16 protein-coding genes are annotated in these 16362 nt (G+C 69.6%); 11 read left to right on the top strand and 5 right to left on the bottom strand.

From position 1 onward, the window contains the following. The first annotated feature begins 20 nt into the window (after positions 1 to 20). A complete protein-coding gene (locus ACFYRH_RS29365; protein ID WP_387782113.1) occupies positions 21 to 1400 on the top strand; it encodes a GH1 family beta-glucosidase in 1380 nt (459 codons plus the stop codon). A 122-nt stretch (positions 1401 to 1522) separates the two neighbouring features. On the opposite strand, the gene ACFYRH_RS29360 is transcribed toward ACFYRH_RS29365, so the two are convergent. Both ACFYRH_RS29360 and ACFYRH_RS29355 read right to left on the bottom strand, forming a co-directional pair. After that, complete coding sequence (locus tag ACFYRH_RS29360; RefSeq protein WP_387782111.1) at positions 1523 to 2749, bottom strand: hypothetical protein; 1227 nt, start codon at positions 2747 to 2749, stop codon at positions 1523 to 1525. Continuing rightward, positions 2746 to 3258, bottom strand: coding sequence for a SigE family RNA polymerase sigma factor (locus tag ACFYRH_RS29355; protein ID WP_387782109.1), 513 nt, complete (start codon positions 3256 to 3258; stop codon positions 2746 to 2748). Before ACFYRH_RS29355 ends, ACFYRH_RS29360 begins: the two co-directional genes overlap by 4 nt. 158 nt (positions 3259 to 3416) lie before the next feature. Here ACFYRH_RS29355 and ACFYRH_RS29350 point away from each other — a divergent pair, with 158 nt between their 5' ends. Continuing rightward, positions 3417 to 3680 carry a hypothetical protein gene (locus tag ACFYRH_RS29350; RefSeq protein WP_387782107.1) on the top strand — a complete coding sequence of 88 codons (264 nt, stop codon included), beginning with the start codon at positions 3417 to 3419 and terminating at the stop codon, positions 3678 to 3680. Beyond that, positions 3641 to 4939 (top strand): family 20 glycosylhydrolase, encoded by a 1299-nt coding sequence (locus tag ACFYRH_RS29345; protein WP_387782105.1) that lies wholly within the window; start codon positions 3641 to 3643, stop codon positions 4937 to 4939. The genes ACFYRH_RS29350 and ACFYRH_RS29345 overlap by 40 nt, the downstream gene beginning before the upstream one ends. On the opposite strand, the gene ACFYRH_RS29340 is transcribed toward ACFYRH_RS29345, so the two are convergent. Continuing rightward, positions 4936 to 6510 (bottom strand): FG-GAP-like repeat-containing protein, encoded by a 1575-nt coding sequence (locus tag ACFYRH_RS29340; protein ID WP_387782103.1) that lies wholly within the window; start codon positions 6508 to 6510, stop codon positions 4936 to 4938. The genes ACFYRH_RS29345 and ACFYRH_RS29340 overlap by 4 nt on opposite strands. Positions 6511 to 6810: 300 nt before the next feature. Between ACFYRH_RS29340 and ACFYRH_RS29335 the strand changes: the two genes are divergently transcribed. The 4 genes from ACFYRH_RS29335 to ACFYRH_RS29320 are packed head-to-tail and all read left to right on the top strand — an operon-like array spanning position 6811 to position 10209. Further along, the gene (locus tag ACFYRH_RS29335; RefSeq protein WP_387782101.1) at positions 6811 to 7533 is read left to right on the top strand and encodes an SDR family NAD(P)-dependent oxidoreductase; all 723 of its coding nucleotides are present in this window, start codon (positions 6811 to 6813) and stop codon (positions 7531 to 7533) included. After that, positions 7530 to 8273, top strand: coding sequence for a FadR/GntR family transcriptional regulator (locus tag ACFYRH_RS29330; RefSeq protein ID WP_387782099.1), 744 nt, complete (start codon positions 7530 to 7532; stop codon positions 8271 to 8273). Before ACFYRH_RS29335 ends, ACFYRH_RS29330 begins: the two co-directional genes overlap by 4 nt. Beyond that, on the top strand, positions 8270 to 9415 hold the full coding sequence (gene dgoD / locus ACFYRH_RS29325) for a galactonate dehydratase (protein WP_387782097.1): 1146 nt from the start codon (positions 8270 to 8272) through the stop codon (positions 9413 to 9415). The genes ACFYRH_RS29330 and dgoD overlap by 4 nt, the downstream gene beginning before the upstream one ends. Continuing rightward, on the top strand, positions 9409 to 10209 hold the full coding sequence (locus ACFYRH_RS29320; protein WP_387782095.1) for a hypothetical protein: 801 nt from the start codon (positions 9409 to 9411) through the stop codon (positions 10207 to 10209). The genes dgoD and ACFYRH_RS29320 overlap by 7 nt, the downstream gene beginning before the upstream one ends. Before the next feature lie 2 nt (positions 10210 to 10211). On the opposite strand, the gene ACFYRH_RS29315 is transcribed toward ACFYRH_RS29320, so the two are convergent. Then, entirely contained in the window at positions 10212 to 12002 is a 1791-nt protein-coding gene (locus ACFYRH_RS29315; protein WP_387782093.1) for an exo-alpha-sialidase, read from the bottom strand. A gap of 127 nt (positions 12003 to 12129) precedes the next feature. Between ACFYRH_RS29315 and ACFYRH_RS29310 the strand changes: the two genes are divergently transcribed. From ACFYRH_RS29310 to ACFYRH_RS29300, 3 genes are all read left to right on the top strand, one after another. After that, complete coding sequence (locus tag ACFYRH_RS29310) at positions 12130 to 12750, top strand: bifunctional 4-hydroxy-2-oxoglutarate aldolase/2-dehydro-3-deoxy-phosphogluconate aldolase (RefSeq protein WP_387782091.1); 621 nt, start codon at positions 12130 to 12132, stop codon at positions 12748 to 12750. Positions 12751 to 12778: 28 nt separating this feature from the next. Beyond that, positions 12779 to 13711 carry a sugar kinase gene (locus ACFYRH_RS29305; protein ID WP_387782089.1) on the top strand — a complete coding sequence of 311 codons (933 nt, stop codon included), beginning with the start codon at positions 12779 to 12781 and terminating at the stop codon, positions 13709 to 13711. 127 nt (positions 13712 to 13838) lie between these two features. After that, complete coding sequence (locus ACFYRH_RS29300) at positions 13839 to 14483, top strand: MSMEG_1061 family FMN-dependent PPOX-type flavoprotein (protein WP_387782087.1); 645 nt, start codon at positions 13839 to 13841, stop codon at positions 14481 to 14483. 338 nt (positions 14484 to 14821) lie between these two features. Here the strand turns inward: ACFYRH_RS29300 and ACFYRH_RS29295 are convergent, their stop codons facing one another. Beyond that, positions 14822 to 15358: a helix-turn-helix domain-containing protein gene (locus tag ACFYRH_RS29295; protein WP_387782085.1), complete on the bottom strand. Its 537-nt coding sequence runs from the start codon at positions 15356 to 15358 to the stop codon at positions 14822 to 14824. 55 nt (positions 15359 to 15413) lie between these two features. On the opposite strand from ACFYRH_RS29295, the gene ACFYRH_RS29290 reads away from it, so the two are divergent. After that, positions 15414 to 16340, top strand: coding sequence for an alpha/beta hydrolase family protein (locus tag ACFYRH_RS29290; RefSeq protein WP_387782083.1), 927 nt, complete (start codon positions 15414 to 15416; stop codon positions 16338 to 16340). Positions 16341 to 16362 lie beyond the last annotated feature (22 nt).

The following is a 16362-nucleotide window of genomic DNA, read 5'->3' as shown; positions in this document are numbered from 1 at the left end:
TCCTGACTCGAAGGATGACCATGACCTCTGAAGACTTCCTCGCAGGCCTGCCCGCCGGATTCCGGTGGGGGGTGGCGACCTCGGCGTACCAGATCGAGGGCGCGATCGCCGAGGACGGCCGGACGCCGTCGATCTGGGACACGTTCTGCCGGGTGCCGGGCGCCATTGACAACGGTGATGTCGGTGACATCGCCTGCGACCACTATCACCGGATGCCGGCCGACGTCGCGCTGATCAAGGACCTCGGCCTGGACACCTACCGGTTCTCGGTGGCGTGGCCGCGAGTGCAGCCGCGCGGCAAGGGGCCGGTGAACCCGGCCGGGATCGGGTTCTACGACCGGCTGGTCGACGAGCTGCTTGCCCAGGGCATCGACCCGTGGGTGACCCTGTACCACTGGGACCTGCCGCAGGAGCTCGAGGACGCGGGTGGCTGGCCGGCGCGCGACACGGCGTACCGCTTCGCGGAGTACTCGATGCTGGTGTTCGACGCGCTGAAGGACCGGGTCGACACCTGGACGACGCTGAACGAGCCGTGGTGCTCGGCGATGCTCGGCTACGCGTACGGCGCGCACGCACCGGGCCGGCGCGAGTACCCGGAGGCGATCGCCGCCGTACACCACCTGCTGCTCGGGCATGGTCTCGCGACGCAGCAGATGCGCGCGGCCTCGCCCCGCAAGCTGGACATCGGCATCACGCTGAACGTCGCGACGGCGTACCCGGCCTCGGACGCCGAGCCCGACGTCGAGGCCGCCCGTCGCGCGGACGGGATGGGCCGGCGGATCTATCTCGACCCGCTCGTCCACGGGCGCTATCCCGCCGATGTCGTCGCGGATCTCGCGCGCGAGGGCGTCGATCTCCCGATCCAGGACGGCGACCTGGAGATCATCTCGGCGCCGATCGACGTGCTCGGGGTGAACTACTACTTCAGCCAGAAGTTCACCGGGTACGCCGAGGACGGCAGCACCGTCGACGCGGGCGGGCTGCCGATCAGCCGCGACGTACCGATCGGCAAGCCGCGGACCGCGATGGACTGGGAGATCGTGCCCGAGGGCTTCACCGACCTCCTGCTCAGCATCGCCCGCGACTACCCCGGTCTCCCGATGGTGATCACCGAGAACGGGTCGGCCTTCGACGACGTTCCCGACGAGACCGGCTACGTCAACGACACCGACCGAACGGCGTACTTCACCTCCCACCTCACCGCCGTAGCCAACGCCATCGCCCAGGGCGCCGACATCCGCGGCTACCTCGCCTGGTCCCTGATGGACAACTTCGAGTGGGCGTACGGCTACGTCAAGCGGTTCGGCATCATCCGCGTCGACTACGACACCCAGACGCGCACCCCCAAGGCCAGCGCCAACTACCTGAAGGACCTGGCCGCGCGGCACCGCGCGAAGTAGTCACCGTCTCTCCAGGCCATCACAATCCGCCGCTCCCCCACCCCACAGGCGGGACCACGCGCACCACCCACGATGGTGATGGCCTGGAGATCCGGCTTCGCGCCACTTGCCCGCTCCAAGGGCTATCTGTCGAGAGATCGGTCCGCGACGAGGCCGAGCAGCTGGGCTTGGGTGATTGCTCCGGCCGGAGGCTTCGGTCCGGGGTACAGGATTCGGACCGAGGCGAGGTCGCCGTCAGGTTGTTTGTAGGTGGCGCCCATGACGTACATCTCGCCGCCCTGGTACTTGCGGGCACCTTCGGCGTACTCGGCGGCGCCGCCGTTCGGGAGCTTGACCGAGGTGCAGTTCGGCATCGACAGCTGTGCGGGGCAGGTGCTGGCCAGTGGGGCCGCGTCCAGACCGATCTCGAGCGTGGCGGTCGCGGCCGACTTGGTCCACTGGTCCACGACGACGAGCTCGCCTGGTGCGTCCTCGACGTGGTCGCGCTGCAGCTTGCCACCGAGCGTCCTGGCGGCGAGGGCCTCGACCTGCGCGGGTGTCGGCGCGAAGTCTTGCAGTGCGGCCTCTTCGGCTTTCTGGGCGTTGGTGAGCGGGGGCAGCTTCAGCGCCGGATCGGTGACGAAGGCAAACAGTTGCGTGTCGGTGATCGCCACGTCCGGCACCGGGATCTCGGTGTTGTTGCGGAACACCGGATCGATCGCGACGTACGCGAACTCGCCGTCCGGTCGCAGGTAGTCGAGTTCGACCAGCTTGCCCTGCCGGCCGATAGTCGCCGGACGGCCGTTGGGCAGCGTCACCCGATGGCAGACGACCGGGTCGGCCTCGTTCGCGGAGTAGGAACCGCAGGTGTTGCCCGCACTCTGCGCCGAACGCGACAGGCCGATCAGCAGCATGCCCTCGCCCTTCTCCCCCGCGACCTTCCAGCCGACCTTGCGCATCGTGTCGTGGTGACCGATCTGCGTGCCGACCTGGAACGGTCCGGTGCTGAAATCCAGATGGTTGCCGCCGGGGTCGAAGTGCTTGGTCAGCAAGCCCTTCATCAACGTGTCGAAGCCCTGGATCTTCGCGACAGCGGCGGCGTCCTGTGCGGCCGCGGCGTCGACCGGGGTACGGCGACCCGCGGCCGGCGGCTCGCCCTGCGCGGCGTCGCGGACCGCACCGGTGACGCCGATGGTGGCGGCCGCGACGGCTCCGGCCGCGGCGAGCACGCCGGCGCCGGTCAGCAACCGGTGCCTGCGGAGGCGCCGGCGCCCACCGCTAATGTCGTCGGCCACCGGGCGCGGCAGCAGGTCGTCCTGTGCGGCGGCCGCTTCGGTGAGCCGGTCCTGCAGCACCTTCTCGTCGATCATCGGTTTCCTCCCACAGCCCGGAACTGGGCAGTCAGTAAGTCGTTGAGCCGGGCGAGGGCACGCGAGCTCTGGCTCTTCACGGTGCCGGCGCCGCAGTTGAGATCCGCGGCGGTCTCCTCGATCGTCAGACCGAGGAAGAACCGCAGGACGACCACGCGGCGCTGCCCGATCGGCAGCGTGGCGAGTGCCTCCAGAAGCGCCCGCCGGTCCTCCGGCGCCATCCCCTCGTCCGCCTGCGGGTCGAGTCCGTCGAGCCCGGCGTCCTCGCGACGCCAAGGCCGTCGGCTCTCGTCGATCCCTGAGTTCACCAGGATCCGCCGGGTATAGGCGTCGACGTTTCCGCCGCGCTGCACCCGGTGCCAGGCGACGTACAACTTCATCAGCGCCGTCTGGACGAGATCCTCGGCCTGGTGCACGTCGCCACAGAGCAGATACGCGATCCGCCGCAGCTGCGTACGCCGCTGGACGACGTACGCACTGAACTCCTCGTCCCGCGATGCTCTCGCCATTCCCCGGTCCCCTCACTCAGTCCGTCACCGATGAGTACGGAGCGCACCCCGAAACTGTTGTCACCAATTCTGATCCAGACATGAAAACTCACGGCCGCGCCGACGTTCCGCGTCGGCTCGAGTACCCCGGATGCCCTGTAGTGCCGCAAACTCGTCGCATGAGCCTTCCCGTGATCCCCGCGCCCGCGCAGACCGTCCCCGGCGACGGCATCGTCACCCGGACCGCGTCGGCCGGCATCGACGTGGGCTCCCCGGAGCTCGCCGGCGTCGCCGCCCGGTTCGTGGCGGACGTCGAGCTCGACACCGGCCTCGCACTCACCGGTGACTCCGGCATCACCGTGACGAGCGCCACGGTCTGGAGATCACGCCGGCGGGCATCCGGGTGTGGGGCCCGACACCCGAGGCGGTCCACCGCGGTCTGACCTCACTCCGGCAGCTCATCTCGACCCACCTCCAGGACGGTACGGCGGTCCTCCCGGCCACCCGGATCGCCGACGGACCGCGCTTCGCCTGGCGTGGTCTCTCGTTCGACGTGGTCCGCACGTTCCACGGCCCGGACGAGGTACGCCGGGTCATCGACATGCTGTCGCTGTACAAGCTGAACGTGCTGCATCTGCACCTGACCGACGACCAGGGCTGGCGGTTCGAAGTACCGTCGCGGCCCGCACTGACCAAGGCCGGCGCGGCCGGGGCGCTCGGGGATCGACCGGGTGGGTTCTATCCACAGGCCGAAGTGGCAGAGCTCGTGGCGTATGCGGCCGAGCGGTTCGTGACCGTCGTACCGGAGATCGACATGCCCGGGCACACGTCGGCGGTCTTCAAGGCCTACCCGGAGCTGGCGCCGGCGGAGCTGCGCACGATCGACTTCGGGAACGGGACGTCGATTCCGCTCAACGCGCTCGAGCCCGGTCGAGCGGAGACGTGGACGTTCGTCGAGGACGTGCTGGACGCCGTGGTCGCGCAGTTCCCACAGAGCGCCTACGTGCACATCGGTGGCGACGAGGCGTGGGGTATGTCGGACGAGGACCATGCCGCGTTCGTCGAGAAGGCGTCCGCGTTGGTGCGTGCCAGGGGCAAGCGGGTCGTCGGTTGGCAGGAGATCGCCCGGTCGGCGATCTCCTCCGACGACGTGGTGCAGTACTGGATCAGCATCGACATCGACTCGATGGAGCCCGGCAACGGGCCGGTCCCGCCGGAAGACCTGTTGCCGATCCTCGTCGAGCACTTCCAGAAGGCGAAGACCGACGCCCCGAAGGCGCTGGCCGCCGGAGCCCGCCTGATCTCCTCACCCACCACCTGGGTGTACTTCGACCGTCCGCACGGCGACTCCTCGTCCGACCCCGCGCAAGAAGAGGCACGCAAGCGGCTCGGCCTGGAGTTCTACGGACCGGCGACCCTGCGCGACGGGATCTCCTGGGACCCGGTCGGCAACACGCCCGGCGTTACGTCCGCCGACCAGCTGGCCGGGGTCGAGGCCGCCATCTGGTGCGAGACGATTCTCAGCTCCGACGACCTCGAACTCCTGTTGCTCCCGCGCCTCCCCGGCCTGGCCGAGAAGGCGTGGGCCCAACAGACCTCCACCGAATGGACCGAGTACGCCGGACGCCTCGGTCGGCAGTCCCGCGCGTGGCAGCGCCGTACCTGGACCTGGCTGCGATCGGTGGAGGTCGACTGGGTTTAGCTGTTCCAGCCGGAGCCCTGCGTGGTGCGGCTTCCGAGGCCGTTGGCCTTACCGGGATACGAATACATCTGGCCGGTGCTGTTGTTCACGGTGACCAGGTCCGGGATCTTGTCGCCGGTGATGTCGCCGACGCCGGCCAGCGAGCGGTACCCGTTCCAGCCGCCGGTGCCGATCTCGACGCGGGCGGTGCCGCCGGCGAAGTTCGGACCCTTGTAGAGCCAGAGCTTGCCGGTCTTCGGGTCGACGGTGACCAGGTCGGGCTTGCCGTCCCGGGACAGGTCCCCGACGGCGGCGAGCTTGGTCAGGTTGGTCCAGCCGTAGCCGATCTGCTTGCGGGTGCCGAGCCCGTTGGCGGTGCCCGGATAGGCCCAGAGCTTGCCGGTCGACTTCTCGATCGTGACCAGGTCCTGGTGCGAGTCGCCGAGGATGTTGCCGATCCCGATGATGTCGCGCATCCCGTTCCAGCCGCCGTTGCCGATCAACTTCCGGGTGGAGCCGGACGGCGTCGGGCCGGGGAACAGGTACAGCTTGCCGGTCGACTTCTCGACCGCGACCAGGTCCGCCTTGCCGTCCCCGGTCAGGTCGCCGACCGGTGCGATCTCGGTCATCGCGTTCCATCCGGTGCTCAGCTTCACCGCCGACGAACCGCCGGCGAAGCCGCCCTTGCCGTTGTTCGTGTACCGGTACAGGGTGCCGTCCTGGCGGTCTACCGCGACCAGGTCGTCCAGCCCGTCGCCGCTGAGGTCACCGGCGTTCGTCAGGTCCACGTCCGAGTGCGCCGACACGTAGGACAGCCCGTACTGCTGCATCGTCGCGTTCAGCGTCGCCGCGGACAGCGTGTGCGTACCGCCGGTCGACTTCCACGGATCCCAGACCGTCAGCGTCTTCTTGTTCAGGTCGTACCCGTAGATCATGATCGCGTGCCCGAAGTGGCCGCTCATGCCCTTGTTCCAGGGCAGCTTCTCCATCCAGACGCCGATCTTCGGGGCGCGCTTCAGGATGCCGATGTCGTGCGCGGCCCAGTTCAGCAGGTTGGTCGCGTTCCCGGTCGTGTCCGCGTCCCACACCGAGTAGCCGAGCGGGTTCACGTACCCGTTGATCACCGGCAGAGCGGTCTTGTCGTACGTCCCGGACGTGGTCGTCTTCATCTGCTTCGCGAGCGTCGTCTGGGTGACGTTGACCCCGAACGTCCCGAGGCTGACCGCACTCGACGCGGGCACGCAGTAGTAGTTGGTGCTCTGGTAGACACCCTTGATCGCGAGCTTCCCGGTCGCCGGTACCGTCGCGGTCGTCGCGGTCGTCGCGGTCGTCGCGGTCGTCGCGGCCTGCGGCTGGGCCATCGCGGTCTTGCGTTGTGCGGGCGCCTCGGCACCGGCCGGCTGCATCGTGCCGCTCGGCGTCAGCGGGGTCGCCGCCGCGATGTCCTCGGTGCTGAGGGCAACCGAACCGCTCTCCGGCGGAGTGTCCGCGCTCGTCTTGTCGTCGGCGGTCGCGACATGCACGACTCCACCCACCACGAGCCCGAGCCCCACGACCACCGCACTACCGAGCTTCAACCGCCGATGCTTCATCCAGTCCTCACTTGGTACGCCGATCAAACCAAAGAGGACCTAAGCACACCGAAGGGGGCAGAGCGAGGTCGGCAGCTCGACAGGACGTGTCGGGCAGGACGGGGCCGACCCCGTCCTGCCTACGCCTGCGCCGCGACGCAGTGGACGTATACGTACTGTCGAGCTGCCGACCTCCGTCAGCAGCTGGCGGTGTTAATTCGTAAATTATGAGCAAATTGCTTGACGGGATCGTGGCGTCACGGTCAACTGGTCCCTCGTTCGTCCCGTTGCGTGGGTCGGAACTGACTTGAGGAGGCGCGGGTGCGGCTGGCTGGGCGGGTGATCGTGGTGACCGGGGCCGCGTCGGGGATCGGCGCGGCGTGCGCCGAACGCGCGCTGACGGAGGGCGCGCAGGTCGTGCAGGTGGACATCCACCCCTGCAAGGTGCTGCCGGGCAAGGCGATCAGCGTGGTCGGTGACGTCGCGTCGCCGGACACCTGGGCCGAGGTCCGGGCTCGCGGCCGCGACGAGCTCGGGCCGGTCGACGGCCTGGTCAGCAACGCGGTCTTCGTCGACGTGAAACCGGCGCACGAGCTCGCACCACCGTCCTGGCAACGCCAGCTCGACGTCAACCTGACCGCCGCCTTCCTCGGCTTCCGGACCCTGTACGACGACCTGGTCGCGAACGCCGGCTCGGTCGTCCTCGTCTCCTCGGTGCACGCCATCGCGGGCCTGCCGGGACATCCGGCGTACGCCGCGACGAAGGGCGCACTCGTCTCACTCGGGCGTCAGCTGGCCGTCGAGTACGGTCGCTCGATCCGGGTGAACACGGTGCTGCCGGGCCCAATCGTGACGGCGATGTGGGACCGCGTCGACGCCGAGGGACGGGAACGCAGCGCCCAGGCGACGGCACTCAAGCGGCTCGGACAGCCGGACGAGGTCGCCCAGGCGGTGGCGTTCCTGCTGTCGTCCGAGGCGTCGTTCGTGACTGCCACCAGCCTGGTGGTCGACGGCGGATGGTCCGCGGTGAAGGACTCGGCGTGAAGGCGGGCAGAGTGACGGGGATGCAACGCGGCGTGACGCGAGGTCTGCACGGTCAGATCGTGGAGGAGATGGCGCAGCGCATCCTGTCCGGGCAGATCCCGGAGGGCGCGACCATCAACGTGACCGAACTGCAGGCCGACCTCGGCGTCAGCCTGACCGCGGTCCGCGAGGCGCTGAAGGTCCTGACCGCGAAGGGCCTGGTCGACGCGCGGCAGAAGCGCGGGACGTTCGTCCGTCCACGCTCGGACTGGAACCTCCTCGACGCGGACATGATCCGCTGGCACTTCCGCGACGCCGGCGCCCGGCCCGAGCTGCTCGAGGAGTTGCACGAGGTCCGCGGCATCGTCGAGCCGGCCGCCGCCCGCCTGGCCGCGATCCGCGGCGACGACGCGCACCTCGCCGCACTCGACGAGGCGCTCGCCGCGATGGCGTCGGCGAGTGACGACCTCGCGGCCGTGACCGCTGACCTCGCCTTCCACCGCGCGTTGCTCGCGGCAACGGGGAACGAGCTGCTGACCAAGATGGAAGTGATCATGGAGACCGGGCTCGTCGGCCGCGACCGCCTGGTGCACACCGTGAAGCCGTCCGCCGACCCGGTTCCGAGTCACCGGCTGGTCGTGGACGCGGTCCGCGCACACGACCCCGAAGGCGCCGAGCTCGCGATGCGGGAACTGCTGGCGAAGGCGGCCGAGGACCTGACCGAAGTACGGGGCGCGAAGGGCCGGGGGCGGCGCAAGTGAAGATCGAGAGAGTCGAGACGTTTCTCGTCCCGCCGCGCTGGTTGTTCTGCCGGATCGAGACCAGCGACGGCGTCGTCGGCTGGGGCGAACCGGTCGTCGAAGGACGCGCCGAGGTCGTCCGCGCCGCGATCGACGTCCTCGCGGAGTACCTGATCGGCCAGGATCCGTTGCAGGTCGAGCGGCACTGGCAGGTGCTGACCAAGGGCGGCTTCTACCGCGGCGGACCGGTGCTGAGCAGCGCGGTCGCCGGCCTCGACCACGCGCTCTGGGACATCGCCGGCAAGGTGTACGGCGCTCCGGTGGCAGCGCTGCTCGGTGGGCGGGTGCGCGACCGGGTGCGCGTGTACGCGTGGGTCGGGGGCGACGAACCGTCCTCGATCGGAGCGGCCGTCGCGGAACAGGTCGCGGCCGGGATGACCGCGGTGAAGATGAACGCCGGCGGGCAGATCCAGACGTCACCGTCCGTTGCCGAGCTCAACGACATCGTGACCCGGCTCGCCGCCGCTCGCGAGGTTCTGGGCGATTCACGCGACGTAGCGATCGACCTGCACGGGCGGGTCGGCGTGGCCGCGGCGCGACGGATCCTGCATGCGGTCGAGGATCTGCAGCCGATGTTCGTCGAGGAGCCGGTGCTGCCGGAGCAAATGGCACACCTGCCGGAAGTGGTGGCGACGTCGACGGTGCCGGTGGCGCTGGGCGAACGGCTCTACCACCGGTCCGATTTCCTGGCGCCGCTGAACGCCGGGGTCGCGGTCGTGCAGCCCGACGTCTCGCATGCCGGCGGGATCTCCGAGCTGCGGCGGATCGCCGTCCTCGCGGACGTGCACGGTGCGATGCTCGCGCCACACTGTCCGCTGGGCCCGATCTCGTTGGCGGCGTCGTTGCAGGTGTCGTTCGCGACGCCGAACTTCTTGATCCAGGAGCAGAGCCGCGGCATCCACTACAACCTGACGAGCGACCTCACGTCGTACGTCGTGGATCCGGCGCCGTTCACCTGGGTCGATGGTCATGCCGAATGGAATCCGCAGCCGGGCCTCGGGATCACGGTCGACGAGGACGCCGTCCGGGCGGCCGACCGGATCGGCCATGCGTGGCGCAACCCGGTGTGGACCCATCACGACGGCTCGTTCGCGGAATGGTGAGCACGGCCGGCCGCGTGGTCACGATCGACGCCGCCGACGGCGGGCGCTGGACCTCCCTGCACCTGGCCGGACGCGAGTGGCTCTGGGGTGGTCCGGGCTTGATCACCGGTTCGCGCGCCGGCCTCGCGACGTTCGTCGATGCCGGTGGTGTCGACGAGTGCTTCCCCACCATCCGCGGCGTGCCTGACCACGGCGGATTGTGGAACCAGCCGTGGGACGGTTCGGTGGTGTATGGGGATGCTGTGCTGACGCGGGCGTTCACTTCGGGCGCGGATACCGTCGCGGTCGACTACCACCTGGAAGCGCCACCCGGGTACCGCTTCGTCTGGGCGGCCCACGCACTGCTTGACTGCGCCCCCGGTGCAACCATCTCGGCTCCGCCGGGAACGGTGTGCCGCCTCTATCCCGAGGCGGCTCCTTGGTTGCCGTGGGCGTGGCCGGACGGTGCGCCCTGGGTGTCGGCGGGCTGGCCGACACCGCTCGAGCTCGGGGAGTTCGGCCCCACGGACGGATCGGCCGCCGGCGCGGTTCTCGTGGACTGTCCGACGATGTCGGTCCGGGACCGCGGCGCCGAGCTCACGCTGACCCTGAGTTGCCCGGGGCAACCAGTGTCCGCCGCCGTGTGGCGTAACCAGGGTGGCTTTCCGAGCGATGCGCCGTACCGGAGCCTCGGGGTGGAGCCGATGCTCGGGCGGGTGTTCGACCTCGCGGAGGCCGGTCCGGACGACGCCGCCGTGGTGCCGGAGAGTGGCGAACTGACCTGGCGGTTGACGGTCTCCGCCAGGCCAGTCTGATGTCACCCGAGCGGCAGATCGAGTACGGCGTTCGGCACCGCGGTGCTGTTGCTCGTGCGGATGCTGTTGAGCTCGGTCGCGGTCAGCGCTCGTTTGTAGAGGCGTACCTCGTCCAGCGAGCCGTCGAAGTGATGGGCGCCGTCGAGCCGCTGACCGACGTACATCTTGAAGGGGCGGCCGGGGCTGACCGATCCGGTGGGCGCGGTGACGCTCGCGATCTGGGTACCGTCGACCCAGATCGCGAGTGTGCCCGCCTTGCGTTGCAGCGCGACGTGGTGCCAGGTGTTGTCGTTGTAGGCCTTCGTCGTCTGGACCGACGCGGTGTTGCCCCCGGTGGTGATCAGGCCGCGGATGCGACTGTCGGCCGGTTCCGCGCGCAGCCAGAACTGCGAGAACTCGTTGATCCCGTAACCCCAGAAGATCGCCTGCGGGCCGGTGGACGCGCCGTACTTGATCCACGCCATCGCGGTGAAGTCGCCGGCGCCGACCGCGAGCGACTCGGCGTACGGCAACTGGATCGCATCGTCGACGCCGTCGAGATCCCGCGCCTGCCCGAACTTGCCGGCCACCGCGGTTGGGCCGCCGCGCAGATAACTGTTGTTGTTCAGCCCGGAGACGTCCGGCGTGGTCGTGCCGAGCGGCGCGTCCGGGTGGCCGATGTCGTTCTCGGTGAAGCGGGCGAAGCGGATCTGGTCGCGCGCGTCGACCGTGCCGCCCTCGTACAGCAGGCCGATCTCACCGGTGTCGAGGATCGTCATGTCGGAGTACCCGGACCAGTCACCGGTGATCCTGGTGCCCTCGTCGACGGTCTGCCAGGTCTTGCCCTCGTCGAAGCTCGACCGGATCGTCAGGTACCGGCGCCGATCCGGATCCGCGGGCGCGGCGAACAGCAGGCGGTTGTACTTGTCCCCCTGGTCCACCGCGCGCAACCGCTGCAGCGAGCCCTGAACGACGGGCGTTGTCAGGCCGGCGACCGTCGCGAACGGCGCCGCGAACGTCTGAGCACCGTCGTTGCTGACCGCGGCCATCCGGCTGGCACCCGACGTACCGGCGTTGTTGCGCGCACCGGCGTACACGCCGCCGTCGACCTTCTCGACGACGCTGATCTCCTGCGGAGTGGCGTCCGACCGCAGGTCCGTTGCGCCTTTGTGCCAGGTGTCGCCGTGGTCGTCGCTGTAGACGAGTTGACCGGCGTTCTGGCCGGCCCCGTTGTCGTAGTTGGTGCCGACGACCAGGCGACCGGCGTGCGCACCGCGGGTGAGTTGGATGCCGTGCACGGGCCCGGTCGCGTACCAGCCCCACGCCGGGTCGTCGATCTGGTCGCCGATGTTCTTCGCCTTGCTCCACGTCTTCCCGTCGTCCGCACTGAACTGGACGTACGGCGTGCGTGGGCGGCTCGACGTACCGGGGTCCATCGTGGTGAGCAGGACGATGCGGCCGGTCTGGTAGTCGACGATCGGGGCCGGATTGCCACGGGTGGCTACTGCGTTCGGGTCGGAGTCGGTGCCGGAGAGGACGGTTTGGGTGGCCGACCAGGTGCGGCCGTCGTCCTCGGAGCGGCGCATCACGAGATCGATCTCCTGGGAGTCCGCGCACCAGGCGCGGCGGGCTTCGGCGAAGGCGAGCAGCGTGCCCGCCTTGGTCTTCACGATCGCGGGGATGCGGTAGCAGCCGTAGCCGGCATCTCCCTTGTCGAACAGGACGGTTGTCGTGACGGCGGCTTGGGCGGACGGCGCCGGGATGGTCAGCGCAGCCAAGGACAGCGCGACCACCAGGGCTTTGAGCTCAGGCATGAGCGGATGCCTCCTGAAAGTAAACAACGGGGCGGTTGTTCACTAAGAAAGTTAGCCACAGATCAGGCGTCCACACCAGAGCTCATGGGACGTCCTATGTCTGGTCTGATCACCTAGGTTGGAGACCATGGACCTGCTTGCCGAACTCCGGAGCCGGAAACTGCTCGCGATCATCCGCGCGGATGGCGCCGACACCGCGCTCGCCTGCGTCGAGACGCTGGTCGAGGCCGGGATCACCGCGCTCGAGATCTCGCTGACCACGCCGGGCGGCGTCGAGGCGATCGCGAAGGCGCGCTCGCTGTACGACCCGCACATCCTGATCGGGGCCGGTACCGTCGTCTCCGCCGCCCAGGCCGACGAGGTCGCGGCCGCCCGCGCGGGCTTCGTCGTCACACCGGCGATCACTCGCGGCGCGCACCGCTCGATCGAGCTCGGCCTGCCGTTGCTGTGCGGCGCGCTCACCCCTACGGAGGTCGTCGCCGCCCTCGACCTGGGCGCCACCGCCGTCAAGATCTTCCCCGCCAAACTCCACGGCCCCGGCTACTTGTCCGAACTCCGCGCACCCCTGCCCGACGCCCCGCTGATCGCCGTCGGCGGCATCGATGCGGTCTCGGCGCCGCAGTACCTGGACGCCGGCGCCTTGGCCGTCGGCGTCGGGTCCCCCCTCCTCGGCGACGCCGCCACGGGAGGCAACCTCGCCGAACTGACCCTCCGAGCCCAAACCTTCCGCACCACCCTCGACGTCTGACCCGCCTGCTCACGTTTCGGAGTGCTTGATGACTGATCTGTTGACGTTCGGCGAGACGATGGTCTCGGTGCGGACCGCCCGACCGATGCGCCTCGGCGGCGACGCACACCTGTCGATCGCCGGCTCCGAGAGCAACGTCGCGATCGGCCTCGCCCGGCTCGGTCACCACGCCGCCTGGCTGAGCGCGGTCGGCAACGACGAACCCGGCCGCCTGATCCAGCGCACCCTGCGCGCCGAAGGCGTCGACACCAGCCACCTGCGGTACGCCGACGACGCGTTCACCGGTTTCATCGCGTTCGACCAGCCCTCGCACGACATCACCCGCGTCAGCTACCACCGCCGTGGCTCGGCCGCCGCCACCCTCACCGCCGACGAAACCACGGCCGCCGTCACCACGGTCCGCCCCACCCTCCTCCACGTCACCGGCATCACCCCCGCCCTTTCCGAAACCACGCGCGCCGCGACCCTGGCCGCCGTACAAACGGGTTTTGAAGCTGGTGTGCAGGTTTCGCTCGACGTGAACTTCCGCGCCCGCCTCTGGACCCGCCCCGAAGCCGCCGGCGCACTGCGCGAACTCCTGCCGTATGTCGGCACCGTGTTCGCCTCCGACGACGAACTCGACCTCCTCACCGACGCCTCCGACCCCGTCGCCGACCTCCTCGGTACCGTCGACCACGTCATCGTCACCGCCGGCAGCAAAGGCGCCTGGGCGCACTCGGCCGCGGGCACCATCCACCAGTCCGCCCTCCCCGTGACCGTCGCGGACAGCATCGGCGCCGGCGACGCGTTCGTCTCCGGCTACCTCTCCGCCACGCTCGAGGGCCTCTCCCCCGAGTCCCGCCTCGAACGCGCCACGACCTCCGGCGCGTTCTGCGTCTCGGCGTACGGCGACTGGGAATCCCTCCCCACCCGCACCGACCTCACCCTCCTCAGCCACTCCCAGGGCACCGCCCTCCGCTAACACCGCTGGCGGGTTGTGTGATCGGTCGCGTGCTGCAGCATGCCACCGATCACATAACCCGCCACTCGTGTCACCCGGGAGGCGGCTGGCTCGTCTTACTGACTGACGACTGAGGAGGCGGGTTGTGGTGGGTGCTTGGGAGGAACTTCCGGAGGTACGAAGCGTCGCCGAGCTCGAGAGTTTCGGTACTCCGGAACCGATCGTCCGCGACAAGGTGGAGTCGCGACTGAGCGACGTACACCGGGAATGGATCGGCGGCTCGCCGCTGGTGTTCGTCGCCACCTCGTCCCTCGCCGGCACCTGCGACGTGTCCCCGAAGGGCGACCCACCCGGCTTCGTGAAGGTCCTCGACTCCGGCACGCTCGCGGTCCCGGAACGGTCGGGCAACCGCCGGATGGACGGCTTCCGCAACATCCTCGAGAACCCGCAGGCCGGCCTGCTCTTCGTGATCCCCGGCCGCCCCGAGACCCTCCGCGTGAACGGCCGCGCCCGCATCGTCACCGACGGCCCGTTCTTCGGCGACATGATCGTCCGCTCCCACCGCCCGCGACTGGCACTCCTGCTGCACGTCGAGGAAACGTTCTTCCACTGCCCGAAGTCCTTCGCCCGGGCCCGCACCTGGAAACCCGAAACCTGGACCCCCAAGGCGGTCCGCCCCTACTCGGAAATAGCCCAGGCTCTCTGGCGCCGCGGCGAACCTCTCGAGTCCATCGAGGCCCGCAACCACCCCACCCTGCTGGAATCCCAGCTCTACCCCACTACCCCAGCCTGAGCCCAGGACGCCCACCGCCCCGCAGCCCCAGCCCGTAGCGGGCCCCAGCCCCGCGACCTGAGCCACGACACCCGGCCCGCCCCGCCCAAGCGCCCGCGCCAACGCCCCGTCCCCGACCTCACACGCCGAGGCAGGGTTATCCCCTGCTGTTGGGGGTTCTCCGTTGGTATACGACGCCATAACCCCCAACACGAGCCGACAACCCTCCGTAGCGCTGGCAGCGTGGGCCGGGCGGGGTGGTTTGGGGAGCGTGATGCACCGGAAACGACCAGCTGGACTCCCCAGTCCCCGCCTCGGCGGCGAACAGCGCGCGGGGTCACCTGTCCCCGGTCCGCGGGTTAAGGGGCGGTCGGCTCGGTGGGGAAGAGGATGGGGCTGAGGAGGTAGCGGCGGCGGTCGGGGGTTGCTTCGTTGGTGAGCGCCGGGAGGATGGCGGTCCGGAGGCCCTCGATCAGCTCGTGGAGTTCCGGCTCCGACAGCCAGATGCCGTGTTGGCGGTAGCCGACCAGGTCGGCGATGGGGTCGGCGCCGGGACGATCGACGTACGCCGTGAACTCGGCAAGCAGCGCCGCCATCGCGATCGCGAAAGCGCGGCGGTGATCGTCGGTCGTGAGCTGCTCGAGCTGTTCCGGCGTGATCGACGCGCGCTCGGCACGCAGGCGGAAGCGCCGCTCGACGGCACCACGCACCCGCCGCTCCTCGGCGACCTCGAGGATCCCGCCCTCCGCGAGCAGCTCGACGTGCCGGTAGAGCGTCGCCTTCGAGACGTCGGCGATCCGCTCGCCCAGCTCGCCGGTCGTCAACTCGCGGCCGCCACGCAACGCGTGCACGATCCGCAACCGGACCGGGTTCCCCAGCAGCTCCAACGGATCCATAGCGCAACAATCTCATGGCATGCTACCTTTCGCAAAGATTGAGAAAGGTAAGCCGATGACTCCCTGGACTCCCCCGCCGTACGCCGACCCGACCGCGTTCACCGAGCGGGACATCACCCTCGACGCCGCCGGCCGCACCGTCCCCGGCACGCTGACACTGCCCGCGCGGCCGACCGGCCGAGGTGTCGTGCTGCTCGCCGGCGGTGGCCCGTTCGACCGCGACGGGACCAGCGGGCCGAACAAGCCGTTGAAGGATCTCGCGTGGGGTCTCGCCACGCAGGGCGTCGCCGTACTGCGGTTCGACAAGGTGACCGCGAACCGGCCCGAGGCGATGACCGAGCCCGGGTACACGATGACGTCGGAGTACGTCCCGCACGGCATCGCCGCCGTCCGCGCTCTCGCCGAGCACGTCGACCGGGTCTTCCTCGTCGGTCACAGCATGGGCGCGAAGGTCGCGCCGAAGATCGCCGCCGCGGAGCCGCTCGTCGCCGGCCTGGTCATCATGGCCGGCGACACCCAGCCGATGCACCACGCCGCCGTCCGCGTCATGCGCTATCTCGCGGACACCGGCGCGGTCCCGCCGGAGAGCGTCGAACTCTTCCAGCGCCAGGCGGCCGCCGTCGACAGCCCCGACCTCGCACCCGAAACACCCGGGTCACCGGAGACGCCCGGGACACCTGGCCTCCCCTTCGGTCTGCCGGGATCGTTCTGGCTGGACCTTCGCGGCTACGACCCGGTCGCGACCGCGGCGAAACTCGACGTACCGATCCTTGTCCTGCAAGGCGGTCGCGACTATCAGGTGACCGTCGCCGACGACCTCCCGGCGTGGCGCGACGAGTTGCCCGACGCAACGATCACGGTGCTGGACGCGGACAACCACCAGTTCTTCGCAGGCAGCGGTCCGTCGACGATCACGGAGTACCAGGCCCCGGGGCACGTGGACCCCGAGGCCGTCTCGACCATCCTCACCTGGTTGCCCTAAGCAACTTCAGGGCAACTTCAGG

The organism is Kribbella sp. NPDC004875 (assembly GCF_042873375.1).
Taxonomy (GTDB): domain Bacteria; phylum Actinomycetota; class Actinomycetes; order Propionibacteriales; family Kribbellaceae; genus Kribbella.
The sequence above is the reverse complement of the archived record's forward strand: the minus strand, read 5'-3'. Positions and strand labels throughout refer to the sequence as shown.